Below are 26,596 nucleotides of genomic sequence, written 5' to 3'. Positions count from 1 at the left end.
TTGGTTGTCGGAGAATGGAGGTTCGGTGATTGGATACGCAATTTCAGTTGGAGTCAAAATACAGTCCACAGGGAGATCAGCCTACTGCTATTAAAGAGCTGGTGGGTGGAATTCAGAAAGGCACGAAGCATCAGACACTGCTTGGTGCTACGGGGACAGGGAAGACGTTTACAGTTTCGAACGTGATTAAGGAAGTGAATAAGCCTACCCTTGTAATTGCCCATAATAAAACATTGGCAGGCCAGCTCTACAGTGAGTTTAAGGAGTATTTCCCCAACAACGCTGTGGAATATTTTGTGAGCTATTATGATTATTATCAGCCTGAGGCCTATGTGCCGCAGACAGATACCTTCATTGAAAAAGATGCAAGCATTAATGATGAGATTGATAAATTGCGGCACTCGGCGACATCTGCTTTATTTGAACGCCGGGATGTCATTATTGTGTCGAGTGTTTCCTGTATTTATGGCTTAGGTTCCCCGGAGGAATATGGGGAAATGGTAGTTTCCTTACGTATAGGTATGGAAAAGGATCGGGATGCATTGCTTCGTGATCTGGTTGATATTCAGTATGCCCGTAATGATATTGATTTCCAGCGGGGGACCTTCCGTGTGCGTGGAGACTCCGTCGAAATTATTCCGGCCTCCCGTGAAGAGCATTGCCTGAGGGTGGAATTTTTCGGTGATGAAATTGATCGGATTCGGGAAGTGGATGCTTTAACCGGTGAAATTATTGGGGACCGTGAGCATGTGGCGATTTTCCCGGCTTCCCACTTCGTCACCCGGGAAGAGAAAATGAAGCGTGCGATTACGAATATTGAGAAGGAGCTGGAGGAGCGCTTATCCGAGCTTAGAGCCAATAACAAGCTTCTGGAAGCTCAGCGGTTAGAGCAGCGGACCAACTATGATCTGGAAATGATGAGGGAAATGGGCTTCTGTTCCGGAATCGAGAACTATTCCCGGCATTTGACCTTCCGTGAACCGGGAGCAACACCTTATACATTGCTTGATTACTTTCCGGATGACTTTCTTCTGGTTGTGGATGAGTCACACGTAACCCTTCCTCAGGTACGGGGAATGTACAATGGGGACAGAGCCCGGAAGCAGACGCTGGTTGATCACGGTTTCCGTCTGCCATCCGCTTTGGACAACCGTCCGTTAAAATTTGAGGAATTTGAAAAGCATATTAACCAATCGATTTTTGTATCCGCAACACCAGGTCCGTATGAGCTTGAGCATACACCGAAAATGACCGAGCAGATTATCCGGCCAACCGGCTTGCTGGATCCGGAAATTGACGTCCGTCCAATCAAAGGACAGATTGATGACTTAATCGGTGAAGTGAAGGAGCGTTCGGAGCGGAATGAACGTGTACTTGTCACAACTTTAACGATTAAAATGGCTGAGGATCTGACCGACTACTTAAAGGATGTTGGATTTAAAGTTGCCTATCTCCATTCTGAGATTAAAACCCTTGAACGAATTGAAGTGATCCGGGATTTACGCCTCGGAAAATATGACGTATTAGTCGGAATTAACCTGCTCAGGGAAGGGCTGGACATTCCTGAGGTGTCCCTGGTAGCAATTCTTGATGCGGATAAGGAAGGATTCCTGAGGTCACAGCGCTCCCTGATTCAGACAACAGGTCGTGCTGCCCGGAATGCTCAGGGTAAAGTCATTATGTATGCCGATAAAATTACGGATTCCATGCAGATTGCTATCGATGAAACCTATCGACGCAGGGAAAAGCAGATTGCCTATAATGAAGAGCATGGAATTGTGCCACAGACGATTCAAAAGGATATTCATGATGTGATCAAGGCAACAACAGCTGCAGAAGAAGAGGAAAAAGAGGATAAGGTTCAGTCGCTGACAAACCTATCAAAGGAAGAAAAGCAGAAGACCATCGAACAGATGGAAAAGGAAATGAAGCAGGCAGCGAAAGATCTCGATTTCGAACGGGCAGCAGAATTAAGAGATATTATCTTGGAGTTAAAGGCGGAAGGATGAGTGTAACATGGCAATGAAGTCAATAAAGGTACAAGGGGCAAGAGCCCATAATTTAAAGGATATAGATGTAGATATACCTAAGAATAAGCTTGTTGTGATGACCGGTCTTTCCGGATCGGGAAAATCCTCTCTGGCCTTTGATACGATTTATGCAGAAGGGCAGAGAAGATATGTAGAGTCTTTATCAGCCTATGCGAGACAATTTTTAGGACAGATGGATAAGCCTGATGTGGATGCCATTGAAGGTCTTTCACCAGCCATATCCATTGATCAGAAAACAACCAGCCGAAATCCCCGCTCAACCGTAGGAACCGTAACTGAAATTTATGATTATTTGCGTTTGCTTTATGCCCGAGTAGGACAACCGTATTGTCCGAAGCACGGGATTGAGATTACCTCACAGACCGTAGAGCAAATGGTGGACCGGATTATGGAATATCCCGAGCGGACAAAGATGCAGATTTTAGCACCGGTGGTTTCCGGCCGAAAAGGGGAACATGAACAGGTCATTGAGAACTTACAAAAGGAAGGCTTCGTGCGGATTCGTGTAGATGGGGAAATGTACGAGGTCACAGATGAACTGAACCTTGATAAAAATAAAAAACATTCCATTGAGGTGGTGATTGACCGCGTCATTGTAAAGGAAGGGGCCGAATCCCGCTTGAGTGACTCGGTAGAAACCGCTCTGAAACATGGGGACGGAAAGGTTATCATTGATATCATTGGTGATGAGGAACTGCTGTTCAGTGAGAAGCATGCCTGTCCTATTTGCGGTTTTTCCATTGATGAGCTGGAGCCTAGGATGTTTTCCTTTAACAGTCCGTTTGGTGCCTGCCCTACCTGTGATGGACTGGGGACGAATCTGGAGGTGGACGTTGATCTGGTCATTCCGGACAGGAACCTGTCTCTAAATGAACACGCCATTGCCCCATGGGAGCCAACAAGGTATCAATATTACCCGCAGCTCCTGAAGAGTGTATGTGAGCATTATGATATTCCGATGGATGTGCCTGTGAAGGATATTCCGGAAGATCAAATGAATAAGATTTTATATGGAAGCGGAAAAGAACGTATTCATTTCCACTATACGAATGACCGTGGCCACGTCCGGGATAATCACGTTTATTTTGAAGGTGTCATACGGAATGTGGAAAGACGCTACAGAGAGTCCACTTCGGATTGGGTCAGGGAACAAATGGAAAAATATATGGTTCATAAAGCCTGTCCAACCTGTCAGGGATATCGTCTCAGCGAAGAGGCTTTATCCGTTAAAATCGATGGAAAACATATCAGCTTTGTGACGGATTATTCGATTGCAGAAGCCCGTGAGTTTTTCCAGACCCTCCATTTATCTGAAAAAGAAGAGCAGATTGCCCGCATGATTTTAAAGGAAATTTCCGATCGTCTCACCTTTTTACAAAATGTCGGTCTGGAGTATCTGACCTTATCCCGTTCAGCAGGCACACTCTCAGGAGGGGAAGCTCAGCGGATCCGGCTTGCGACTCAAATCGGTTCGGCTTTAACCGGAGTGCTGTATGTACTGGATGAGCCATCAATAGGCTTGCATCAGCGGGACAACAACCGGTTGATTTCCACACTGCAGCAGATGCGTGATTTGGATAATACGTTAATTGTCGTCGAGCATGATGAGGACACGATGCTGGCTGCTGATTATATAGTGGACATTGGACCTGGAGCAGGCTCTCATGGCGGGGAGCTTGTCGCCAGCGGTACGCCAAAGCAGGTCATGAAAAGACGGGGTTCATTAACCGGGCAGTATTTATCCGGCAAAAAATTCATCCCGCTTCCGAATGAACGGCGAACTCCGGATGGCCGCTTTATTGAAATTAAAGGTGCGGAGGAAAACAATTTAAAAAATGTGGACGTTCAAATTCCGCTTGGGATTTTGAATGTCGTGACCGGTGTTTCCGGATCAGGGAAAAGCTCGCTGATCAATGAAATTTTATATAAATCCCTGTCTCAGCAGCTGTATAAAAGTAAAGTGAAGCCAGGTCAATTTGAAGAAATCAACGGTCTGGAGCACCTGGATAAAGTCATTGATATTGACCAGTCTCCAATTGGACGTACGCCCCGATCTAATCCGGCTACGTATACAGGCGTCTTCGATGATATTCGCGATGTCTTTTCCCAGACGAATGAGGCTAAGATTCGCGGGTATAAGAAAGGACGTTTCAGCTTTAATGTCAAAGGCGGCCGCTGTGAAGCCTGTCATGGAGACGGAATCATAAAAATAGAAATGCACTTTTTACCAGATGTGTATGTTCCGTGTGAGGTTTGTCATGGCAAGCGCTACAATCGTGAAACCCTTGAGGTCAAATATAAAGGAAAAACGATTGCTGATGTTTTAGAGATGCGTGTAGAGGAAGCGCTCGACTTTTTCGAAAACATTCCGAAAATCAAGCGGAAGATTCAGACGATTGCCGATGTCGGACTGGGATATATCAAGCTTGGACAGCCGGCAACCACATTATCCGGCGGGGAGGCTCAGCGTATGAAGCTGGCCAGTGAGCTTCACCGTCGTTCCAATGGGAAAACCCTCTACATTCTGGATGAGCCTACAACCGGATTACATGTTCATGATATTAAACGCTTGCTGACGGTTCTTCAGCGTCTGGTGGCGAATGGAGATACCGTGTTAATCATTGAGCATAATCTGGATGTCATTAAGACTGCAGATTATTTAATCGATTTAGGTCCTGAAGGTGGAGAAGGTGGAGGTAGCATTGTCGCTGCCGGAACACCAGAGGAGGTAGCTGACCAGGAGGACGTTTCTTATACCGGAAAATACTTAAAGCCCATATTGGAGCGTGATCGCAAACGTATGGAGGATATGGTGAAGGAAAAGGCCACTTCATAGAGGAGCATGTGATTATAGGTGAAGAGAGGAGATTTTTTGATGAAAGCAATTGAAATGGATGAAGTCCAGAAAGCACTGGAACAGTATGCTGAACAGGATGTATATATCCATGTGGAAACCACCAATGGGGCGTACGCAAAGCATTTTGACCGTAACGCCCATAACGTTGGTGCTTATGTCCGTAATACACAGGTTCAATATACACAGGCCAAAATTGTGGATGCAGAGGATGCATTTCGTGTCGGCCTGAAGCTGGAAAAAGGCTGGATTTACGCAGAAGGTCTTACCGATTGGGAATGGAATGAAAATGGAGAATTGCTGCTGGCAGGCCATGACGCAGAGGGACGGTTAATGGTAGCCCTTCAGATTAGCAAAAATCCATTTCGGTATTAATGAAAAGAGAGGGGAATTTAGTCGTGCATAAACATGTGGTTGTCATTTATCCGCATCCAGATGATGAGTCATTTGGAAGTTCAGGAACTATGACACAATTTCGGAAAGAAGGGGTTCCGGTCACTTATCTGTGTGGAACGCTTGGAGAAATGGGCAGAAATATGGGGAATCCCTTTTTTGCCAACCGGGAAACCCTTCCAGATATTCGAAAAAAAGAGCTGCTTGATGCCTGTGAAATTCTGGATGTTGATGTAAAAATGCTGGGGTATCGTGACAAAACGATTGAATTTGAATCAAGGGATGAGATGGCCGAGCATCTGAAGAGTTATTTGGATGAACTAAAGCCTACCCTTGTGATTACCCATTATCCTGGGGAAGCGGTCCATCCTGATCATGATGCCATGGGTGCCGCAGCAATTGAAGCTGTAAAGCGGATCAATCCTGAGGAGCGTCCGGAAGTCTGGGCTCAGGCGATTACCAACAGACGCTATGAAAAGCTAGGCCGTCCGCAAATTGTAAACAATGTCGCGGACGAATTCGATATAAAACTCTCGGCCATTCAGGCGCACCGCTCCCAGTTTGAAGGCATGTTCCAGAAAATAAAGCAGAGCCCTGACTTTAAAGGGCAATATGAGGACGTATTAGAACGATTTAAGCAAGAGGAATTTTATAAATGGACATTTAATAACTAATCAGCGTATGCGTACGCTGATTTTTTATTGCTGTAGGAAATTATAAAATTACGGATTTATGGATAAAAAATCAGGAGTGGCCACGTCCGGCTCCCATTCAGATGATTCAAATAACTCTTGTGTTTCCACTGACACTTTAGTACTTTAAGAGAAGAAGCGATTCAGGAAGGAGAATCATGATGGAACAGGAGCGAAAACGGATTTTAAAGCTGATTGAAGAAGGGAAACTGTCCGCAGATGAAGCAAATGAGCTTCTGCAGGCACTTGATGATGCTGAACAGGCAAAGGAAAAGGAAGAAAGCAGTAAACCGCAGTTTCCTTCAACTGTTGTTCATGAGGATCAGGAAAATCAGCACCGGGAGAGGAATGAAACATCCAGACAGGCCTCGACGAAAGAGAAGATATTTGACTTTATTGATGCCACCGTTGAAAAAATAAAAAAAGCAGATATTGATTTTAACTTTGGGCCTCATAAGCAGGTTTCGCACATTTTTCAGTACCAGGATACCTCTGTTTCATCATTTGAAATAGATGTTGAAAACGGAGGCATAGAGGTTAAGTCGTGGGATGAGAAGGATATTCGACTGGAATGTAAGGCCAAAGTGTACAAAGCAAACGATGAAAAACAGGCGAAGGAAATGCTGCTGAAGGAAATGTCAGTGGATATCGATACCGGGCAACTGAAGGTTAACCTTGATGCAAAAAGAATAAAAGCAGATTTTCGAATATGGATTCCGGAGCATATGTATGAAGCATCTTCCATAAAAGTCTTTAATGGTTCCGTTAACGTGCAGGATATGAAGGTTCCGAACCTGAAAGTGAAAACCTCAAACGGAAAAATTGAATTAAGTAATATGACAGGTGAAAAGTGGGAGGTGGAATCGGTCAACAGCAACATCCGCCTTGACAATGTAAAAGGGAACCAATGTGAAATTGAAACCTTAAACGGATCGATCTTTGTAGATGGCGAGTGGGAGGAAGTTGAGTCCCAGGTGATTAATGGCAGTATTAAAGGCTATTTACGAGGAGAGAAAGCGAAAAGTGGATACTTTAAGTCGACCACAGGCTCCATATCCTTGTTTGTCCCTTCCGATCAATCCGTGGATGGAGAGCTTTCATCCAGTGTCGGAAACGTTCAATGCTATTTACCCGGCCACACTATGCTCAAAAGTGAAAAGGAAGTGCTGAAGAAATCCATGCATTTCCAGACCAATGGACATGAGCCTGTACTGTATTTAGAAGCCGAATCCAAAACGGGTACAGTGAAGGTAAGTCCACTTGACTAAGTAAAAGCTTGGAAGGAGGAAAACCTATGATTAAAAACTGGGCGTTATCCATTGTGTTAAACGCCGTGGCCATACTGGCGGCTGCGCAATTATTTGATGGCATGATTGTAACGGATTTTGTAACGGCTATTCTTGCAAGCCTGATTCTGTCTCTGCTAAACGTCATTGTTAAACCTGTTTTAGTTTTCTTCACTCTGCCAATCACAATTTTTTCCCTGGGGCTTTTCCTGTTTGTGATTAATGCCATCACACTGATGATCACCCAGGCGATTATCGGGGATGCCTTTATCATCGAAGGTTTTGGAACCGCAATCCTGGCTGCAATTGTATTATCTGTGCTGAATGTATTGCTGCAAAAGCTGGTCGTAGATGCGTTTAAAAAATAAGCCTGCTCCTCCTCATAAGGGAATAGAATCACCAGCTGGTTAAACTTCCTGATCTTTTTGTGAAACCAAAAGCTTTAGTGTAAAATAAACGATAAATCGTGCTAAAATAAGGAGCAGCAATGGAACGCATGTAGGAGGAAAAATACATATGGCTAAAGTACGCACGAAAGATATTATAGAACGGTTTAATCTTGAACTGGTTGCAGGTAAAAATGGCATTCACCGGGAGATTGTAAAAAGTGATATTTCAAGGCCCGGACTGGAAATGGCAGGCTATTTTAAGCATTATGCCGCTGAACGTATTCAGTTATTAGGAAAAACCGAAATTTCTTTTTTCAGTGAATTATCTGATGATATGAGGCAGGATCGGGTGATGAGGCTTTGTACAGACGTAACTCCCGGGATTATCATTTCACGGGCAATGGACGTGCCACAGGAGCTGATTGAAGCGGGACAAAATGCAGGAGTTCCTATTATGAGATCCCCGCTTAAAACGACCAGTGTGATTAGTCGAATGACGAATTACCTGGAATCAAAATTTGCCCCTTTCACCGCTATTCATGGGGTGCTTGTGGATATTTACGGGGTTGGTGTTCTCATCACCGGTCAAAGCGGGGTGGGGAAAAGCGAAACGGCATTAGAGTTAGTTAAAAGAGGGCATCGCCTGGTTGCGGATGATAGTGTGGAGATACGCCAGGAGGATCTTGATACTCTTATCGGAAATTCCCCGCCACTTATTGAACATTTACTGGAAATTCGCGGTCTGGGGATTATCGATGTGATGACGCTGTTTGGTGCCGGTGCAGTGCGCAGCCATAAGAGAATAACTCTCGTGATCAACCTCGAATTGTGGGATAAAGATAAACAGTATGATAGACTTGGTTTGGATGAAGAAACGATGAAAATTATGGATGTTGAACTGCCACAGGCAACGATTCCTGTCCGGCCTGGACGGAACTTAGCTGTTATTATTGAGGTAGCAGCGATGAACTTCCGCCTGAAACGAATGGGGATTAATGCTGCCAGAGATTTTACTCAACGTCTTACGCAGATGATTGATTCTGATGATGATAAATACGAAAAATAAGGAGAGGAAATCATGTTTTTCAACATACAACCCTATGACCGAGTCTTTATTGAACTAGGACCTGTCCCTATTTACTGGTATGGCGTGATCATCGCTACCGGTGCTGCACTTGGTTTGTGGCTGGCAACCCGGGAGGCAAAACGACTGGGTCTTAAGGAAGACATTTTTGTTGATTTACTTATATTTGCGATTCCTGCAGCGATCCTGTTTGCGAGAATCTATTACGTCATCTTTGAATGGGATCGCTATGCCGGCGCGCCATGGTGGAAAGTTTTTGCTGTCTGGGAAGGTGGTATTGCCATTCATGGAGCCCTGATTGGTTCTGTTTTAACCGCCTGGCTATTTGCCAAAGTGAAAGGAATATCCTTTTGGATGCTGGCAGATATCGCCGCACCAAGTCTTTTGTTAGGTCAGGCGATTGGCCGCTGGGGTAATTTTATGAACCAGGAGGCTCACGGAGGTCCTGTGACTGAAGACGCCTATAACAATTTCATTCAGTACATTCCCGATTTTATTACCAATCAAATGATTATTGAGGGTGTCATGTATCAGCCTACTTTTTTATATGAATCTGTCTGGAACATCTTAGGACTCATTCTGCTGCTTTATTTACGTAAGGTTAATCCAAGACGCGGAGAACTATTTTTCAGCTATCTAATCTGGTATTCCTTTGGGCGATTCTTTATCGAGGGATTACGAACAGATAGTTTATATCTAATGGGAACAGATATTCGTGTAGCTCGGCTCATCTCGGTATTACTGATTGCCGCCAGTGTGGCGCTAATGTACTTTCGTCGTAAAAAAGGCTATGCAAATGTACATTACAATGGGCAATTACCATCTAAAAAATAGGAGGTTATGTTGTGTCAGGAATTTTACAGCGTGGACTTAAAAGTGGACTTTCGTTAACGTGGATGCTCGGAAAAATTATATTTCCTGTCACGTTAATCATTACCATTATTGGCCATACGCCTTTTTTTCCAATCATTATCGACTGGCTGGAACCTCTGATGAAGCTGCTGGGACTTCCTGGCGAAGCTGCAGTTCCACTGGTACTGGGGAATTTTTCTAACCTTTACGCCGGTATTGGTGCGATTATCACCTTTGATTTTACGGTAAAAGAAGTATTTATAATGGCCATTATGCTATCATTTTCTCATAACTTATTGATTGAATCGTCCATAGCTTCCAAAGTTGGCGTAAGTTGGTGGCTGATTTCAGGCATTCGAATCGGACTTGCGGTCATCTCGGCGGTCATCATCAACCTGTTCTGGAGCGGCGGACAGGAAATGGCTCAGTATGGGCTTATTTCATCCGGTCCTGAACCGGAAACCTGGGGTGGAATTCTCTATTTAGGTCTGGAAACCGCCGTTATTGCGATTCTTCAATTAGCAGCTATTGTCATTCCATTAATGGTGGTTATGCAGTGGTTAAAGGAAAAAGGCTACTTCACCGTTATGTCCAACTGGCTGGCTCCTTTCACGAAAATATTAGGAGTTGAGCGCAATGCATCGATGACCCTTGTTACAGGTCTGACGATTGGTTTAGCCTATGGTGCCGGCCTTATGTTTCAGGCTGTTCAGGAAGAGGGAATTTCGAAAAAGGATATGACTCTGGTTTTAATATTCCTTGTATCCTGTCACGCAGTTGTAGAGGATACACTTGTCTTTGCACCACTTGGGATTCCACTTTGGCCATTACTGCTCATCAGGCTGATAACGGCTATCATTCTTACCGCAACAATTGGCTTAATCTGGAATCGCATGGAACTTCATAAGAGAAAGGATACGACAGCACATGAGCATACGTACACTTCTGTTTGATCTGGATGGCACCTTAATTGATACAAATGAACTGATTATCTCTTCTTTTCTGCATACACTTGAGCAGTATGTTCCTGGTAAGTATAAGAGAGAGGACGTATACGATTTTATCGGCCCTTCCTTATGGGATAGCTTTGGTCAGGTTATGCCGGACAAAGTGGATGAAATGGTAGAGACCTATCGAAAACATAATTTGGAGCATCATGATTCCTTTGTGGTTGCCTATGATGGCGTGCCTGAAACGATTCAGAAACTGAAAGAGGATGGCTATAAGCTCGGAATTGTCACAACAAAAGTTGGGGATACCGCCAAAAGAGGACTAAAGGTTACAGAACTGGCCGCTTACTTTGATGTTCTGATCGGACTGGATGATGTCCGGCACGAAAAACCTCATCCCGAACCGATTTATCAGGCTTTATCAGCTTTGGATGCAAAAGCTGACGAAGCCATTATGGTGGGAGATAATACCCATGATATCCTTGCCGGACAAAATGCGGGTGTGAAGACTGCCGGTGTTGCGTGGACGATTAAGGGAAGAGAAACCTTAGAGTCCCTGAATCCGGATTATATGCTTGATAATATGCAGGATTTGCTAACGATTGCAGGGAAGTGATGATGTGAGAAGAACAGACCGATACCGTGTCGAGGGAGCGAATTCCTTGTGGCATGTTTATAAGACTGTACCGTTCTGGAAGGTCGTCAAAAATTTCATTGTCATTCAACTGGCACGGTATACGCCTTTTTTATCCATGAAAAATTGGATGTATCGAAAGTTTCTGAGGATGAATGTGGGGAAACAGACCTCCTTTGCCTTAATGGTCATGCTTGATGTGATGTTTCCCGAAAAAATTTCCGTGGGCCGAAACACGGTCATTGGCTACAACACAACGATTCTAGCCCACGAATATTTAATAAAGGAATATCGTCTCGGTAAAGTGGAAATTGGAGATGAAGTGATGATCGGAGCCAATTCCACCATACTTCCCGGAGTCAAAATCGGTGATCATGCCATTGTTTCCGCAGGTACCGTTGTCCACAAGGATGTACCTGCCGGGAGCTTTGTAGGCGGTAATCCGATGCAGCTGATTTATACAAAAGAGGAAATGGATGAACGGAGAAAACAGGATACCTATTTTTCTCATAAAGAGGTTTAAAACGCTGGTTTTATGAACGGAATGGTTCATAGGGCCTGCGTTTTTTATTTCGAGGATCGTTTATGGGATTCCAGGGAGGCCATAACATTCAGGTTTGATACGTCTTGAGTATATAGCATGACTTATAGTTCAATTCGACCTGCAACCAGTCGTTCATAAAGTGAAACTTCCATCCGTGGGGGTTTTCTCCATCCCCCACGGATGGTTAGTTGAACTTATCAGGTTTTTACTGGCCGTTTATCCCCCACTTAGTCTTATTGGGTTACCCTCAAAACTTGAAGTGAGGGTATTACGGCCAGTTAATACGTGATAAAACTTTAATAGAATGTCAAGGAAAATTGAGCAAAAATTCTAGTATTTCTCACATTTATATAATAGAATAAAAGTACGCGGCAGGGTTATAGAATCTAATGATTTGAATGCTGGTGTGAGCATTCAAAATCCTTGAGGAGGATATTTTCTATGAAAAAGATTGTGAATGACCCTAACAAAGTTGTTGAAGAAATGCTGCAAGGATTTGTTGCTGCACATCCCGATGATGTTAAGCAATTACCAGGTACAACCGTTATTGCACGAAAAGATGCCCCTGTATCAAATAAAGTGGGCCTTGTGAGTGGAGGAGGAAGCGGTCACGAACCCGCACACGCCGGCTATGTAGGCGAAGGGATGCTGGATGCTGCGGTTGCCGGTGAGGTTTTTACTTCCCCTACTCCGGATCAGGTATTTGAAGCGATTAAAGCCGTTGACGGTGGATCAGGTGTATTTTTGGTTATTAAAAACTATACAGGCGATGTAATGAACTTTGAGATGGCAGCTGAAATGGCTGAAGCAGAAGGAATTAAAGTCCAGCAGGTCGTTGTAAATGATGATGTAGCTGTTGAGGATAGTTCATTTACGACAGGACGCCGGGGAATTGCCGGTACAATTTTTGTTCATAAGATCGCAGGAGCTAAGGCTGCTCAGGGTGCTTCTTTAGATGAAGTAAAGGCTGTGGCCGATAAAGTGGTTGCAAACGTCCGCTCAATAGGAATGGCCCTGACCCCATGTACCGTTCCTGCTGCCGGTGAACCGAGCTTTGTCTTAGAGGAAGACGAAATGGAAGTGGGTATTGGTATCCACGGAGAGCCGGGAATTGAGCGCAAAAAAATCACAAGTGCTGATGATATTGCAACCGAGCTAACAGAAAAAGTATTAGATGATATGAATCTTACAGGCGGTGAAGAAATCGCTGTGATGGTGAATGGTCTCGGCGCAACCCCTGAAATGGAACTATATATTGTGAACAGGAAAGTAAATGAGCTGCTTTCCGATAAAGGAATTAAAATCTATGACTCATTTGTCGGAGAGTATATGACATCGTTAGAAATGGCGGGGTGCTCTGTAACCCTTCTTAAAGTGGATCAGGAGTTAAAGAAACTTTTAGAAGCAGATTCCAAGGCTCCGGCATTTCGTCGCTAAAATGGGGGGAACCATATGGAATTACAAGTCAAACACGTGATAACCTGGATGGAAAAAGCCAACGAAAAAATACAATCCAATAAAGAATACTTAACGTCCCTTGATCAGGCAATCGGTGATGGGGACCATGGGCTTAATATGGCCCGGGGATTTCAGGAGGTCGTAAATAAAGTTACGGAATCTGACTATACCAATGTTTCTGATATTCTTAAAGACGTATCCATGACTCTTTTGTCAAAAGTAGGCGGAGCATCAGGCCCGTTATATGGTACGGCTTTTCTGAAAATGTCTACTGCTGTAAAAGGAACAGAGAGCGTTGATTTTCCCCGGTTCAGGACTGCAGTAGAGGAGGCAGTTAATGGTGTGAAGCAGCGGGGAAAAGCAAATCAGGGTGAAAAAACCATGCTTGATGTATGGGAGCCCGTTGCAGAGTTGTTACAGAATCAGGAAGACCTTGAAGCAGAAGAACTTGCTTCCACAGCAAGAAAAGCAATGGAAGCAACCAAAGACATCGAAGCGAAAAAAGGTCGTGCTGCCTACTTAAAAGAACGTTCCATCGGTCATTTAGACCCTGGTTCTGTCTCATCCTATTACATTTTCTCGGCACTTGCGGAAGTGCTGGACGAAGGAGCTTAACTCATCATGTCATATGTAGGAATTGTACTGATTTCACACAGCCCAAAAGTTGTAGAAGGAATTAAAGATATTATCCGGCAAATGGTTCCGGATGTACCTGTTGAACCCGCCGGGGGTACGGATGATGATTCCATTGGTACCAATGTGGAAAAAATTCAACAGGCCATTGAAAATGCCTACAGTGAAAAGGGTGTACTCCTCTTTTTCGATTTGGGGAGTGCCATGATGAATGCGGAATTAGCGGTTGAAATGGCGGATTACGATCAGGTGAAAGTCGTGAAAGCACCACTGCTGGAAGGATCTTACGTTGCTGCGGTGGAATCAGGAATGGGAAAAACATTAGAGGAAGTTGAAAAGGCTGCTCAAAGCGTCTTAGAAGAAATGGAATGACATAAAGAGGTTCCCTCCAGAGATGTATAGATTGCTCTCTATGGAGGGATTCTTTTATATAGAGTATTATTGTAAAAGCAGAAGTACTAAAAAGAGGGGAGTGTCCTTTTGGGGGATTTTAATAGCAAAATTGTTCCTGCACTTCGGAATAATAAAGATTTTGAACGAATGTTGGAAAGTGACCATGAAATTCTTGTGTTACTTGAAACAAGGCTTTCACAATTGTCAGGATTGGTCAAATATGCGCATCAGCGAGAAAAAAAGGTATTTATTCATGCTGACCTTGTTCAGGGACTGAAGGCAGATGAATACGGAATCGAGTTTCTAATTAACAACATTAAAGTCGATGGGATTATTTCAACGAGAGGAAATGTTATTACATTAGCCAAAAAGCATCGCATCTTTGCCATTCAGCGATTATTTGTTCTCGACAGCCACGCACTGGAACATAATCTGAAAATCTGTAATCGGGTCCAGCCGGATTATATCGAAGTTTTACCTGGAATTATTCCTAAAATCATCAAAGAGGTTTATAAAAAAACAGGTATTCCTGTTATTGCAGGCGGATTGATTCGGTCAAAGCAGGATATTGATGATGCATTGGAGAGCGGTGCTGCAGCTGTGACAACCTCCAACTATGAGCTTTGGAAATAAAAAACTATTAAATCTGAATAAATTATGAAAATACTTATTGACAGCGTTTTCATATTCGTGTAATATGATAGATAACAAGTTAATGATCGTGATGGAGATAATGAGAGCCACACTTTTACCGTACTATCTTTTACGAAAGAAGTATGCAGGAAAGGTGTGGTTTTTTTATTGTTCTATCACAGCACGTGCTAAAAACTTGTTGAATCTGGTTTTATAAAATAGTATATCGGGGAGTGTTGGAGATGTCTGAATTTCTTGCAGAAGTTATTGGAACCATGATCCTGATCATCTTTGGTGGTGGCGTTGTTGCCAGTAACGTACTTAATAAATCAAAAGGGGAAGGCGGCGGCTGGGTGCTTATCACACTTGGCTGGGGACTTGCAGTTGCTTTAGCCGTTTTTGCCGTCGGAAGTGTATCAGGCGCACATATTAATCCAGCTGTTACGTTAGGATTTGCATCGATTGGAGATTTCCCTTGGGAAAAGGTACCAATGTATATCTCAGCACAAATCATAGGTGCATTCATTGGAGGCATTATCGTATTCTTCGCTTATTTACCCCATTGGAGAGAAACATCAGAAGCAGGCCTGAAGTTAGCTGTCTTCTCAACGGATCCAGCGGTTCGCAGTCCGTTATCAAACTTTGTTACAGAGCTGATTGGTACATTTGTTCTTGTTATGGGATTACTTTTCATCGGAGCTAACGAATTCACAGAAGGCTTAAATCCATTAGTTGTCGGTTTACTCATTGTTGCGATTGGTATGTCTCTAGGGGGACCTACCGGCTATGCCATTAACCCGGCTCGTGACTTAGGGCCAAGAATTGCACACACTGTATTACCCATACCAGGTAAAGGAAGTTCTGACTGGGGATATGCATGGGTACCAGTATTAGGTCCGGCATTAGGTGGTATTTACGGTGCATTGTTCTATGCAGCGATCTTTACAGGTGAGTATTCTGGAGCATTTTGGGCAGTAAGTGCTATTGTAGCTGTGGTATTAATAGCGGCAGCGGGAACAGAACTGAAAAAAGCCAATGAAGCTCCAGTTGATCATAAAGCTTCACAATCATTATAAGGAGGAGAGACACTATGAGTAAATTTATTCTATCTTTAGACCAGGGAACAACAAGTTCACGGGCGATTTTGTTTAACCATGAAGGGGAAATCGTGGAAACCGCCCAGAAGGAATTCGAGCAGTTCTTTCCAAAGCCAGGCTGGGTGGAGCATGATGCCAATGAAATCTGGACATCTGTTCTGTCCTGTATTTCAGAAGTACTTAGAAAGGCAGACGTTGAACCTGATCAGGTAGCAGGAATTGGGATTACAAACCAGCGTGAAACTACTGTAGTCTGGGATCGGAACACAGGTAAGCCAATTTACAAGGCGATTGTCTGGCAATCCCGTCAAACAGAAGGCATTTGTCAGGAGCTGCGTGAACAGGGACACAACGATCTGTTTAATGAGAAAACCGGACTTCTTCTGGATCCATATTTCTCGGGTACAAAAGTAAAATGGATTCTGGATAATGTTGAAGGGGCGAGAGAAAAGGCTGATAAAGGTGAGCTTCAATTTGGTACCATTGACACTTGGCTGGTTTACAAGCTTTCCGGTGGTAAGGCTCATGTTACCGACTACTCCAATGCATCCCGTACACTAATGTTTAACATTTATGACCTGAAATGGGACGATGAGCTTCTCGATATTCTGACTGTACCGAAGAGCATGCTTCCGGAAGTTCGCCAGTCCTCTGAAGTTTATGCAAATACGGTTGACTATCACTTCTTTGGCAAAGAGGTTCCAATTGCAGGTATTGCCGGTGACCAGCAAGCTGCCCTGTTTGGTCAGGCCTGCTTTGATGAAGGAATGGTTAAAAACACTTATGGTACAGGTGGATTCCTGCTCATGAACACAGGGAAAGAAGGCGTTAAATCGAAAAATGGTTTATTAACCACACTTGCCTGGGGTGTTGACGGAAAAGTTGAATACGCTTTGGAAGGAAGTATCTTCGTTTCCGGTTCTGCGATTCAGTGGCTTCGTGACGGTCTTGAAATCATAGATAATTCACCACAAAGTGAAGACTATGCCACAAATGTAGATTCCACAGATGGTGTCTATGTAGTACCAGCTTTCGTTGGTTTAGGTACTCCTTACTGGGATAGTGAAGCACGAGGAGCGGTATTTGGACTTACTCGCGGTACAACCAAGGAGCATTTTGTTCGTGCTACCCTTGAGTCACTGGCTTATCAGTCCAAAGATCTTGTTGATGCCATGGTCGCTGATTCAGGAATCGACGTTAAATCGCTGCGTGTCGATGGTGGGGCGGTTAAAAACAACTTCCTCATGCAATTCCAAAGTGATATCTTAGGCGTTCAGGTAGACCGGCCTGTCATTAATGAAACCACTGCCCTAGGTGCTGCTTATCTTGCTGGTTTGGCTGTGGGCTACTGGAACGACAAAGAGGAAATCGCAAAGCAGTGGAAGATTGAGCGTACATTTAAAGACAATCTTGATGATAACAAACGTAATGAACTATACGAGGGCTGGAAGAAAGCTGTTTCTGCAACCCGTGCATTCAAGTAATTAACAGATAAATTCGGTTTTAAGGGAGTCATTTGTATCTCTGTCAATCCCCTACAACACACCTAATGGGGAACCCTGCCCGCGCACACGAGATCGTTAAAATGACTTCCCATAAACCGGTTCGCGTGTTATAATAAAATTAAGTTAATAGTTTGGACGGAGAATCCTGAGAGACCACAAATACTCTATACATTGTATAGGGGACATTTGTGGTCTCTTTTTTGGTTGTATCCGTTTGCAATAAAGGTTAACCATATTATTAAGAGTTTTTTATGATAAAAGGAGCGATGGACGATGTTCTCAAGTCTAAATCGTAAAGAAATGAAAGGGAAAATGAAGGACGAATCTCTGGATTTGCTTGTTATTGGGGGAGGAATTACAGGTGCAGGTATTGCGCTTGATGCGGTAACACGAGGAATGAAGGTAGCTGTAGTGGAAATGCAGGACTTCGCAGCAGGTACATCAAGCCGATCAACAAAGCTCGTTCATGGTGGTCTTCGTTACTTAAAACAATTTGAAATCGGGGTTGTTTCCGAAACAGGTAAGGAACGAGCCATTGTTTATGAAAATGGTCCTCATGTTACAACTCCGGAATGGATGATGCTGCCATTTTATAAAGGCGGCACATTCGGTCCATTCACCACGAACATTGGTTTACGTGTTTATGATTTTCTTGCCGGCGTTAAAAAGACAGAAAGAAGGCAGATGTTTAAACCGGAAGAAGCCATAAATCGAGAGCCACTGTTAAATGCAAAGGGTCTTAAGGGGGCAGGTTACTATGTAGAATATAAAACCGATGATGCCCGTTTGACGATTGAAGTGATGAAAAAGGCTGTAGAAAAGGGAGCACTTGCCCTGAACTATACAAAAGTGACAGATCTCATTTATGACAATAACCGTGTTGTAGGTGTAGAAACAGAGGATCAAACCGATGGAAGTCATGACCAGCTATATGCGAAAAAAATTGTCAATGCAGCAGGTCCATGGGTTGATACCTTACGAGAAAAAGACAACTCCAAGCGTGGCAAATACCTGCATCTTACAAAAGGGATTCATCTTGTATTTGATGAGGACCGTTTCCCTCTGAAGCAGGCCATTTACTTCGACACCCCTGATGGCCGTATGGTTTTTGCGATTCCGAGAGAAGGAAAAACCTATGTAGGGACTACGGACACGGTTTATGAGGGCAATATTGCACATCCCAAAATGACGGTAGAGGACCGGGATTATGTCTTAAAGGCGATTGATTATATGTTCCCGACTGTTGGAATTAAAGCCGAGGACATTGAGTCAAGCTGGGCAGGTTTACGTCCGCTTATCCATGAAGAAGGGAAAGACCCTTCCGAAATCTCCCGTAAAGATGAAATTTTCGTTTCGGACTCCGGGTTCATTTCCATTGCAGGCGGAAAATTAACTGGCTACCGTAAAATGGCCGAAAGCATTGTTGATTTGGTTGGGAAACAGCTTCATGAAGAAGAAGGTAGATCATTCCCGGGAACACAAACGAAAGAGTTACGAATTTCCGGTGGAGACGTAGGAGGTTCTTCAGGCTTTGAAAGATTTGTCCCTCAGAAGATTCGTGAAGGAGCAGAAGCCGGCCTTGATGAAGGCGTTGCAGAATCTCTGGTTAAACGCTATGGTTCTAATATTGATTCTATTTATGATATATATCAGAATGAGCAGGACACAGCCAAAGCTGAAAATCTGGACCCCGTAGTCTATGCCATGCTTCGATACGGCATTGAGCAGGAGCTTGTTTATAAACCGGTTGATTTCTTTATAAGACGTACAGGTGCTTTATTCTTTGATATTAACTGGGTTCGTGAGCATAAAGATTCGGTGATCACCTATATGGCTAAGCAATTTACTTGGTCTGATGATCAAAAGAAAGAATATACCGAACAGCTTGAACAGCTAATGTATGAAGCCACACATCCAGTGGAAGAAGATTAATCATATCACGCATGAACTGGCCGTAATACCCCCACTTCAAGTCTTGAGGGTACCCCATCAAGACTAAGTGGGGGATAAACGGCCAGTAAATTCCTGATAAGTTCAACTAACCATAAGTGGGGGAGGGAGAAAACCTCCCACTGACGGAAGTTTCACTTTATACGAAGGGCTGACCACACTTTAAGGTCAGCCTTTCTTTATATATTGAGAGTGCTCATTTACTATTTATAAAGTTCTTCAAAAACCTCCTTCACACGCTCTACAGCTAAAGCACTGCCTCCATCATCCTGGACATTTTTAAGCAGCATAGAAATCATAAGGTCCTGGTTTTCGGAGTCATAGGCAACAAAGAGACCGTTTTCCTTTCCTTCTTTATCCTGACTTGCCTTTAGCTCGGCAGTTCCTGTTTTACCGGCCAGAGGAACCTGCTGGATGTTTGCTTCCCGGGCTGTTCCGTTTGTACTGGAAACGACTTTTCTCAGAGCCTGGTGAATGTAATCTGCATGTTCAGCACTGACCAGATTTTCTTTCCAGACCTTGGGTTCCTGTTCCGCCAAAAGCTGTGGTTTGATAAGATTTCCTTCGTTTAAAACAGGAGTAAACATGGCTGTCAGGTGCAAAATGCTTACCTGCAGTTCTCCTTGCCCATATCCGGTGTCAGCAAGCATAATTTCTTCATCCAAGTTCCCGCTGTTTGAAATTTTGGATTGCGGAATTCCATAGGGGTAAGGGATATCTTCATTAAACCCAAAATTCTTAAGTCCGGAAACCATATTATCAGCACCAATGTCCAAGGCCGTTTGTGCAAAGTAGATGTTATCTGAATAAACCAGTGCATCCTCCAGGTTTACAGGGTGGCCCGGATCGGTTACTCTGCGGACGGCATAATTTCCCCAGCCATCCTTTTTCCACGTTTCCCCCTGAATATTTCGGGTTTGTTCAGGTGTGATGGCTTCCGATGACAATCCAATCATCGCTGTTACAGGCTTAAATGTTGATCCTGGAGCATATAAGGATGTGAAACGGTTAAGTAATGGTTTGGTCTTATCTTCCAATAATTTAGCATAGGCATTGGACGTTAGTCCGTTTGGATCAAAAGACGGAGAACTGACAAGGGCAAGTGTTTCCCCGGTTTTTGGATGAATGGCAGCGGCCGATCCTTGTCGCTGATTCATTTTTTCATAAATCGTCTTCTGGACCTTTGAATCAATAGTGACGTGAATATCCTGGCCTGCTTTTGCCTTTTTAGAAGCAACGGTTACTTTCTGCCCATTGGCCTTTTTGATAGAAATATCTGCTCCCGGTTCACCTCTGAGTTCCTCTTCATATAAGAGTTCAAGTCCTCGTTTTCCTATTTTGTCCTGGGCAGAATAACCGCCGTCTTCATGCTCCTCTAATTCCTCTGCTGTAATATCGCCTGTGTATCCGACGAGATGGGCGCCCGCTTCACCTAACGGATAGTAACGTCCGACCTGATCCTGGTAAAAGACGCCCGGCAAGGCCATTAGTTCGTCAAATAGCTCCTGATCATTTGGATTGATGGTTCGAAGCGGAACAAATAAATCGGGCTGTACCCAATCCTGATTCAGCTGTTGTTTAATGTATTCCACATCTAAATGCAATTGCTCCGACAATGCCTTGATTGTTTCCTGCTCATGTCCTTCCATGGCTGAAGGCTTAATGCCCATTAGAGGTAACGTATCGTTTATCGCCAATCCATTACCATTCCGGTCAAAAATCTGTCCGCGGGGAGCGGCGGTTGTATCGAGGCCGACTTCATCTCCATCTTCAAGTTGTTTAAAGATATAAGTGGTATCCCAATTTACATACCAGTTTTCTTCTTCGTTACGGGTTTCTTTCACCAGTGTCATTTCATGGTCAAAAGAGACAGGACCTGCAATGGACTTCATTTCCACATGTATGGGAAATGAAGCTTCTTTCACTTTTTCATAATCGGGCTGTTCATCGTCCGACGGCTTTTCAAAACTGACTTTAATATCGTTTATTTCCAAGTCACTGTATAAATCCTTATAGCGACCAGCCATGTCCTCTTTTGCATAGTTCTCTTTAGCCGTTGCTGACAAATAATCCTCATACATTTGATCAAAATTCTGTTCATTCCACAGGCTGATGTATTCCGACAGGCGTTCATCCGGTGTCACCTGATCACCTTTACATGCGCCGAGGAATGATAATAACAAAATGGCTGAAAACAAAATCCATTTCCTTTTCATACCAGCCACATCCTTTTTATGTAATATTATTACTATTTTACCCAGTCGTTGACGTTGCTTCAAGATATCAAATGACTCAATAATAAATATATGGAAACGGTCTTCTGAACCGGGAAATTTGTTGTAAAACGATTTTCTCAATCATTTTATTCCTCACCTGAGTGTGTTATACTTTTAATGGTTATATGTGTTGATAGGAGGCACTTCATGGCAAATACCGAGAATCACCAAATTGATAATCAATTAAATGTCATCCCGTTCTTATTGGAAGGGGAGTTTTATTTTTCACAAGGTGTAAAAGCCTTTCAAAAGCATAACTTTCAAAAAGCAGAGAAATGGCTGAAGCGGGCGATTGAACTGGAACCGGACAATCCACTTTACCCAAGCCAGCTGTCTGTACTATATACTGAAACAAAAGCCTATGATCAGGCGAACCAGATGCTTATGAAGGTTCTTGATGATTTTGGCGAGTCCTATGTAGATTGTTATTATTTACTGGCTAATAATTATGCTCATCTTGGTCTGTTTCAGGATGCTCAAAAAAATATAGAAATTTATTTGAATAAAGCCCCAAATGGAGAATTTGCAGATGAGGCAAAGGAGTTACTGGAATTATTAAAGGCTTATAATGATGATATTGAGGAAGATGAGGATGAGTGGATTTTTGATGAGGAGGATGAATTATTAACTTATCAGGAATCGGCTTTTTATTATCTTGAGCATCATGACTGGGAGCAGGCACTTCCAATTATAGAGCACATGATGGCCCGCTATCCTGACTATGTTTTGGCGAAGCATGACTTTGCCTGGGCCTTGTTCTTTTCAGGTCAGCAGGAGAGAGCGCTGAAACTCGAAAAAGAAGCCTATGAAGAAGACCCTTCCAGCATTCACAGCATTGTAAATTTAGCGATATTTCATTGGGAAATGGGTGAACAGGATACATCCGGCCAGTACATAGAATGGCTGGAAAATGTTTATCCTATACATGATCAGCAACGGCTTAAAGTTGCAACAGCTTTTGCCCATACAGAACATTATGAGCTGGCATATCAACGTTTTAAAGATTTACCGAGGCATAAACTGAAAAATCACCTTTCTTACTATAAATGGTACAGTATTGCTGCTTATAAGATGGGATTGAAATCAAAGGCTGTTGAAGTCTGGAAGGAAGGATGCAATCGACATCCCCGTTTAAAAGAAATCGGCAGGCAGCATCCTATTGAAAGAAATGATTGAGCATTTCAATAGACGTTTAAATCCCTATCTAATACGATAATACTAAAGGGTAAAGAAATGTATGAACGAAGGGAATGATAGCAATGGCTTCCGAGGACAAAATTTATGATGTCATTATCGCCGGTGCAGGTCCAGCTGGTCTTACAGCAGCTGTTTACACGTCGCGTGCCGACCTGGATACGCTAATGCTTGAAAGAGGAATTCCGGGTGGTCAAATGGCGAATACAGAGGACGTTGAAAACTATCCGGGCTTTGACCATATTTTAGGACCTGATTTGTCTAATAAAATGTTCGAGCATGCGAAGAAGTTTGGTGCAGAATATGGCTATGGAGATATAAAGGAAATCAAGGACGGGAAGGAATATAAAACGGTTATAGCAGGTGAAAAGGAATATAAAGCCCGTGCCGTTATTATTTCAACCGGTGCTGAATATAAAAAATTAGGTGTACCTGGTGAAGAAGAACTGGGTGGCCGGGGCGTTTCCTACTGTGCAGTCTGTGACGGTGCATTCTTCAAAGGTCGTAACCTTATCGTTGTGGGCGGCGGAGATTCTGCTGTTGAGGAAGGCGTTTATTTAACCCGCTTTGCAGATAAAGTAACGATTGTACACCGTCGTGATGAACTGCGTGCGCAGAAGATTCTGCAGCAAAGAGCGTTTGATAATGAAAAAATCGACTTTATCTGGGATACCGAAGTGAAAGAGATTAACGGAAAAGACGGTAAAGTGGGCAGCGTAACTCTTTATAATAATAAAACAGAAGAAACGTATGAGAAGGATATCGATGGTGCATTTATCTACATTGGTATGCTCCCGCTTAATGAACCATTTAAAAATATGGGAATCACGAACGAGGAAGGCTATATTAAAACGAATGAAAACATGGAAACAGAAATTTCAGGGATTTTTGCAGCCGGAGATATTCGTGAAAAGGATTTACGCCAGATTGTAACAGCAACAGGTGACGGAAGTATTGCTGCTCAATCTGCACAGGTATATGTGGAAAACCTGTTAGAGGAATTGAAGGTTGAACAGTAATACAGATTTTAAAGGAGATTTACTGAAACGTAATTTCCTTTTAATGCTGTTGTAATGTGTGTGAAATAATTTTTGGGTACAATAGAATTAAGAAAAAATTGACCCCCTTTTAAAAGATAGATTCACTATTAGGCACAGGCCATTTTATAGCCTGTGCTTTATTTTTGTATTTCTTCATTATACCCTGACTTTAATAAAGACGAGCCTGGCAATTATAAACAGTGGGATTTCATATCGGGTTCATTGGTTTTCCTATTTTTTCGTAGTATAATAAAGGGAGAGACAAGGGGGAAACACACCCTGATGGATTTTTTCCACGCACAACGAGCTGTAATTAAGGATGATGGTGTGTGACTTTCCCATTTGAGGTGATGAATTTGCAGCGCGTAACAAACTGTGTTTTACAATATGAAGATCATATTTTAATGTTGAAGAAACCGCGAAGAAACTGGTATGCCGCACCAGGAGGTAAAATGGAGCCTGGTGAGCATATTCAGCAATCAGTCAGGCGGGAGTTTTCGGAAGAGACAGGATTAACACTCGTGGACCCGGAATTAAAGGGTGTTTTTACATTTGTTATTAAGGAAGATGATCAGACGATTGATGAGTGGATGATGTTTACCTTTTCCGGTCGGCAATATCAGGGTACGTTAAATGAATATTGCAGAGAAGGAGAACTGGAATGGGTACCGGTCAGTGATGTGCTGAACAAGGACATGGCTGAAGGAGACCAGGTGATTTATAAACATATACTAAATCGAAATGATGTGTTATATGGTACATTTACATATACATCAAACGATGAACTTATCTCATTTCAGGTCGATTAAGCAGTAAAGGGGGCAATCCTATGAGCGAACAATCACAAAAAGTGGAGCTGGTGATTATAACAGGAATGTCAGGGGCAGGAAAAACAGTGGCCGTACAGAGCTTTGAAGATTTAGGGTATTTTTGTGTGGATAATTTACCGCCCGCACTGCTTCCGAAGTTTCTGGAATTAATGAAAGAAAACGATCAGCGTACACCTAAAGTAGCTGTCGTGATGGACCTAAGAGGAAGAGAGTTTTTTGATACATTAATTGATACATTAGTTCAGGTCGGGAAAGAGGACTGGATTTCTGAACAAATCCTCTTCCTGGAGGCAGATAATGATGTACTGGTTTCCCGCTACAAAGAAACGCGTCGTTCCCATCCTTTAGCTCCGGATGGCCTTCCTTTAGAGGGGATTAAAAAAGAGCGCGAGTTACTCGATGAGCTAAAGGGAAGAGCACAAATTATTATCGATTCATCTGATAAAAAACCACGAAAATTAAGAGAGGAAATTCTGCAGGCTTTTAAGGATCAGTCCCAGCATGTTTTCTCCATGAACGTCGTTTCCTTTGGATTTAAGCATGGGGTTCCGATTGATGCCGATCTGGTTTTTGATGTTCGCTTTCTTCCCAACCCCCATTATGTAGAATCGATGCGTCCTTTAACTGGAAAGGATGCTGAAGTTGCGGAATATGTTTTTAAATGGGCTGAAACAGACACTTTTATGAATAAACTGTTAGATATGCTGTCCTTTATGCTCCCGCAATATAAAAAAGAGGGTAAGCGTCAGTTGGTTGTGGGTGTAGGCTGTACAGGCGGACAGCATCGTTCTGTGGCTATTGCCGAAAAAATAGCCGACTATTTCCAAAGCGAATATGACACATATGTAACGCACCGAGAGATTGACAAAAAGAAAGGATAGCCATGTTTATGAGAGATAAACGGAAACCCAATGTAGTGGTGATTGGCGGCGGTACAGGTATGCCGGTGTTAATACGCGGACTGAAGGACTATCCATTAGATTTATCTGCTATCGTAACGGTAGCTGATGATGGAGGAAGTTCCGGACGCCTGCGCAGCGAAATGGCCATTCCTGCTCCTGGTGATATACGTAATGTGATTGCAGCCATGTCTGACGCAGAACCGATGATATTACAGATGTTTCAGCACCGATTTGAAAATGGGAACAGTTTATCCGGGCATTCACTGGGGAATTTGCTGCTCGCTGCCATGACCTCGATTACCGGTGATTTTTACAAAGGAATTAAGGAAATTTCCCGTGTATTAAATGTAAAAGGCAGGATTTACCCGATTGCAAACCAGAATATGTTTCTCCATGCGGAAATGGAGGATGGAAGTATCATCTCAGGTGAATCCCAAATTCCTTTAGTTAATAAAACGATTAAACGGGTATTTTTAAGCCCTGATCATATTGAACCACTTCCTGAAGCGATTCAGGCTATTAAAAATGCGGATTTAATTGTGATTGCCCCGGGCAGTCTTTATACAAGTATCCTTCCCAATATTATTATTCCTGAAATTGGAGAAGCTCTGAAAAAGCGGACAGGTAAAACGGTATATGTCTGTAATGTTATGACTCAATACGGAGAAACACAGGGCTATACAGCTGCCGATCATGTGCAGGCGATTCAGGATCATACTGGAGATCAGTGTGTGGATTCTATTGTTGTTCACAATGCGCCCATCGAACATGATGTTCAAAAGCTTTACGAAGAAGAAAAGGCAGAACCGGTTGTCTATGATATTCAACGCCTGCTTAAGATGGGACTGGAAATTATCGAGGGGGACATTATTGACCACACGAAAGTAAAATTACGACATGATACAGATAAAATTGCAAAACTATTATATTCATTAATGGAAAAATGAGTGTGAGGG

24 protein-coding genes are annotated in these 26,596 nt (G+C 43.2%); 23 read left to right on the top strand and 1 reads right to left on the bottom strand.

From position 1 onward, the window contains the following. Positions 1-29 precede the first annotated feature (29 nt). From uvrB to ACZ5OK_RS13870, 18 genes are all read left to right on the top strand, one after another. Positions 30-2,009, top strand: coding sequence for an excinuclease ABC subunit UvrB (gene uvrB, locus ACZ5OK_RS13955; RefSeq protein ID WP_343842293.1), 1,980 nt, complete (start codon positions 30-32; stop codon positions 2,007-2,009). A gap of 7 nt (positions 2,010-2,016) precedes the next feature. Beyond that, on the top strand, positions 2,017-4,887 hold the full coding sequence (gene uvrA / locus ACZ5OK_RS13950; RefSeq protein ID WP_343842295.1) for an excinuclease ABC subunit UvrA: 2,871 nt from the start codon (positions 2,017-2,019) through the stop codon (positions 4,885-4,887). A gap of 39 nt (positions 4,888-4,926) precedes the next feature. After that, positions 4,927-5,280 carry a YojF family protein gene (locus tag ACZ5OK_RS13945; protein WP_343842297.1) on the top strand — a complete coding sequence of 118 codons (354 nt, stop codon included), beginning with the start codon at positions 4,927-4,929 and terminating at the stop codon, positions 5,278-5,280. A gap of 23 nt (positions 5,281-5,303) precedes the next feature. Continuing rightward, the gene (bshB2, locus tag ACZ5OK_RS13940; protein ID WP_343842300.1) at positions 5,304-5,972 is read left to right on the top strand and encodes a bacillithiol biosynthesis deacetylase BshB2; all 669 of its coding nucleotides are present in this window, start codon (positions 5,304-5,306) and stop codon (positions 5,970-5,972) included. Between the two features lie 176 nt (positions 5,973-6,148). Beyond that, positions 6,149-7,258: a DUF4097 family beta strand repeat-containing protein gene (locus tag ACZ5OK_RS13935; protein WP_464758204.1), complete on the top strand. Its 1,110-nt coding sequence runs from the start codon at positions 6,149-6,151 to the stop codon at positions 7,256-7,258. 26 nt (positions 7,259-7,284) lie between these two features. Further along, positions 7,285-7,644 carry a phage holin family protein gene (locus ACZ5OK_RS13930; RefSeq protein WP_343842306.1) on the top strand — a complete coding sequence of 120 codons (360 nt, stop codon included), beginning with the start codon at positions 7,285-7,287 and terminating at the stop codon, positions 7,642-7,644. A 148-nt stretch (positions 7,645-7,792) separates the two neighbouring features. Beyond that, positions 7,793-8,731: an HPr(Ser) kinase/phosphatase gene (gene hprK, locus ACZ5OK_RS13925; RefSeq protein ID WP_343842308.1), complete on the top strand. Its 939-nt coding sequence runs from the start codon at positions 7,793-7,795 to the stop codon at positions 8,729-8,731. 12 nt (positions 8,732-8,743) lie between these two features. Next, the gene (lgt, locus tag ACZ5OK_RS13920) at positions 8,744-9,583 is read left to right on the top strand and encodes a prolipoprotein diacylglyceryl transferase (protein WP_343842311.1); all 840 of its coding nucleotides are present in this window, start codon (positions 8,744-8,746) and stop codon (positions 9,581-9,583) included. Between the two features lie 11 nt (positions 9,584-9,594). Next, entirely contained in the window at positions 9,595-10,554 is a 960-nt protein-coding gene (locus tag ACZ5OK_RS13915; protein WP_343842312.1) for a nucleoside recognition domain-containing protein, read from the top strand. After that, complete coding sequence (ppaX, locus tag ACZ5OK_RS13910; RefSeq protein ID WP_343842315.1) at positions 10,529-11,167, top strand: pyrophosphatase PpaX; 639 nt, start codon at positions 10,529-10,531, stop codon at positions 11,165-11,167. Before ACZ5OK_RS13915 ends, ppaX begins: the two co-directional genes overlap by 26 nt. Positions 11,168-11,171: 4 nt before the next feature. Beyond that, complete coding sequence (locus ACZ5OK_RS13905; RefSeq protein WP_343842318.1) at positions 11,172-11,708, top strand: acyltransferase; 537 nt, start codon at positions 11,172-11,174, stop codon at positions 11,706-11,708. A gap of 462 nt (positions 11,709-12,170) precedes the next feature. Beyond that, positions 12,171-13,166, top strand: coding sequence for a dihydroxyacetone kinase subunit DhaK (gene dhaK / locus ACZ5OK_RS13900; protein WP_343842321.1), 996 nt, complete (start codon positions 12,171-12,173; stop codon positions 13,164-13,166). A gap of 15 nt (positions 13,167-13,181) precedes the next feature. Next, positions 13,182-13,802 carry a dihydroxyacetone kinase subunit DhaL gene (gene dhaL / locus ACZ5OK_RS13895; RefSeq protein ID WP_343842323.1) on the top strand — a complete coding sequence of 207 codons (621 nt, stop codon included), beginning with the start codon at positions 13,182-13,184 and terminating at the stop codon, positions 13,800-13,802. 6 nt (positions 13,803-13,808) lie between these two features. Further along, positions 13,809-14,192, top strand: a complete 384-nt coding sequence (dhaM, locus tag ACZ5OK_RS13890) for a dihydroxyacetone kinase phosphoryl donor subunit DhaM (RefSeq protein ID WP_343842325.1) — start codon at positions 13,809-13,811, stop codon at positions 14,190-14,192. 108 nt (positions 14,193-14,300) lie between these two features. Beyond that, positions 14,301-14,846, top strand: coding sequence for a glycerol-3-phosphate responsive antiterminator (locus tag ACZ5OK_RS13885; protein ID WP_343842327.1), 546 nt, complete (start codon positions 14,301-14,303; stop codon positions 14,844-14,846). Positions 14,847-15,088: 242 nt separating this feature from the next. Then, positions 15,089-15,922, top strand: a complete 834-nt coding sequence (locus ACZ5OK_RS13880) for an MIP/aquaporin family protein (RefSeq protein WP_343842330.1) — start codon at positions 15,089-15,091, stop codon at positions 15,920-15,922. A gap of 14 nt (positions 15,923-15,936) precedes the next feature. After that, positions 15,937-17,427, top strand: coding sequence for a glycerol kinase GlpK (gene glpK, locus ACZ5OK_RS13875; RefSeq protein ID WP_343842332.1), 1,491 nt, complete (start codon positions 15,937-15,939; stop codon positions 17,425-17,427). 294 nt (positions 17,428-17,721) lie between these two features. Further along, positions 17,722-19,380, top strand: a complete 1,659-nt coding sequence (locus ACZ5OK_RS13870; RefSeq protein WP_343842334.1) for a glycerol-3-phosphate dehydrogenase/oxidase — start codon at positions 17,722-17,724, stop codon at positions 19,378-19,380. Positions 19,381-19,601: 221 nt separating this feature from the next. On the opposite strand, the gene ACZ5OK_RS13865 is transcribed toward ACZ5OK_RS13870, so the two are convergent. Next, positions 19,602-21,614 carry a penicillin-binding transpeptidase domain-containing protein gene (locus tag ACZ5OK_RS13865; protein ID WP_343842335.1) on the bottom strand — a complete coding sequence of 671 codons (2,013 nt, stop codon included), beginning with the start codon at positions 21,612-21,614 and terminating at the stop codon, positions 19,602-19,604. A gap of 207 nt (positions 21,615-21,821) precedes the next feature. On the opposite strand from ACZ5OK_RS13865, the gene ACZ5OK_RS13860 reads away from it, so the two are divergent. From ACZ5OK_RS13860 to ACZ5OK_RS13840, 5 genes are all read left to right on the top strand, one after another. Then, positions 21,822-22,850: a tetratricopeptide repeat protein gene (locus tag ACZ5OK_RS13860; protein ID WP_343842338.1), complete on the top strand. Its 1,029-nt coding sequence runs from the start codon at positions 21,822-21,824 to the stop codon at positions 22,848-22,850. Between the two features lie 74 nt (positions 22,851-22,924). Beyond that, the gene (gene trxB, locus ACZ5OK_RS13855; RefSeq protein WP_464758203.1) at positions 22,925-23,887 is read left to right on the top strand and encodes a thioredoxin-disulfide reductase; all 963 of its coding nucleotides are present in this window, start codon (positions 22,925-22,927) and stop codon (positions 23,885-23,887) included. Between the two features lie 368 nt (positions 23,888-24,255). Next, a complete protein-coding gene (locus tag ACZ5OK_RS13850) occupies positions 24,256-24,717 on the top strand; it encodes an 8-oxo-dGTP diphosphatase (protein WP_343842344.1) in 462 nt (153 codons plus the stop codon). Positions 24,718-24,737: 20 nt separating this feature from the next. Next, on the top strand, positions 24,738-25,619 hold the full coding sequence (rapZ, locus tag ACZ5OK_RS13845; protein WP_343842346.1) for an RNase adapter RapZ: 882 nt from the start codon (positions 24,738-24,740) through the stop codon (positions 25,617-25,619). Positions 25,620-25,627: 8 nt separating this feature from the next. Continuing rightward, positions 25,628-26,587, top strand: coding sequence for a gluconeogenesis factor YvcK family protein (locus tag ACZ5OK_RS13840; protein WP_343842349.1), 960 nt, complete (start codon positions 25,628-25,630; stop codon positions 26,585-26,587). The last annotated feature ends 9 nt before the right edge of the window (positions 26,588-26,596 follow it).

This window comes from Salinibacillus aidingensis (genome assembly GCF_055393355.1).
This window is presented reverse-complemented; position numbering and strand designations above follow the sequence as displayed.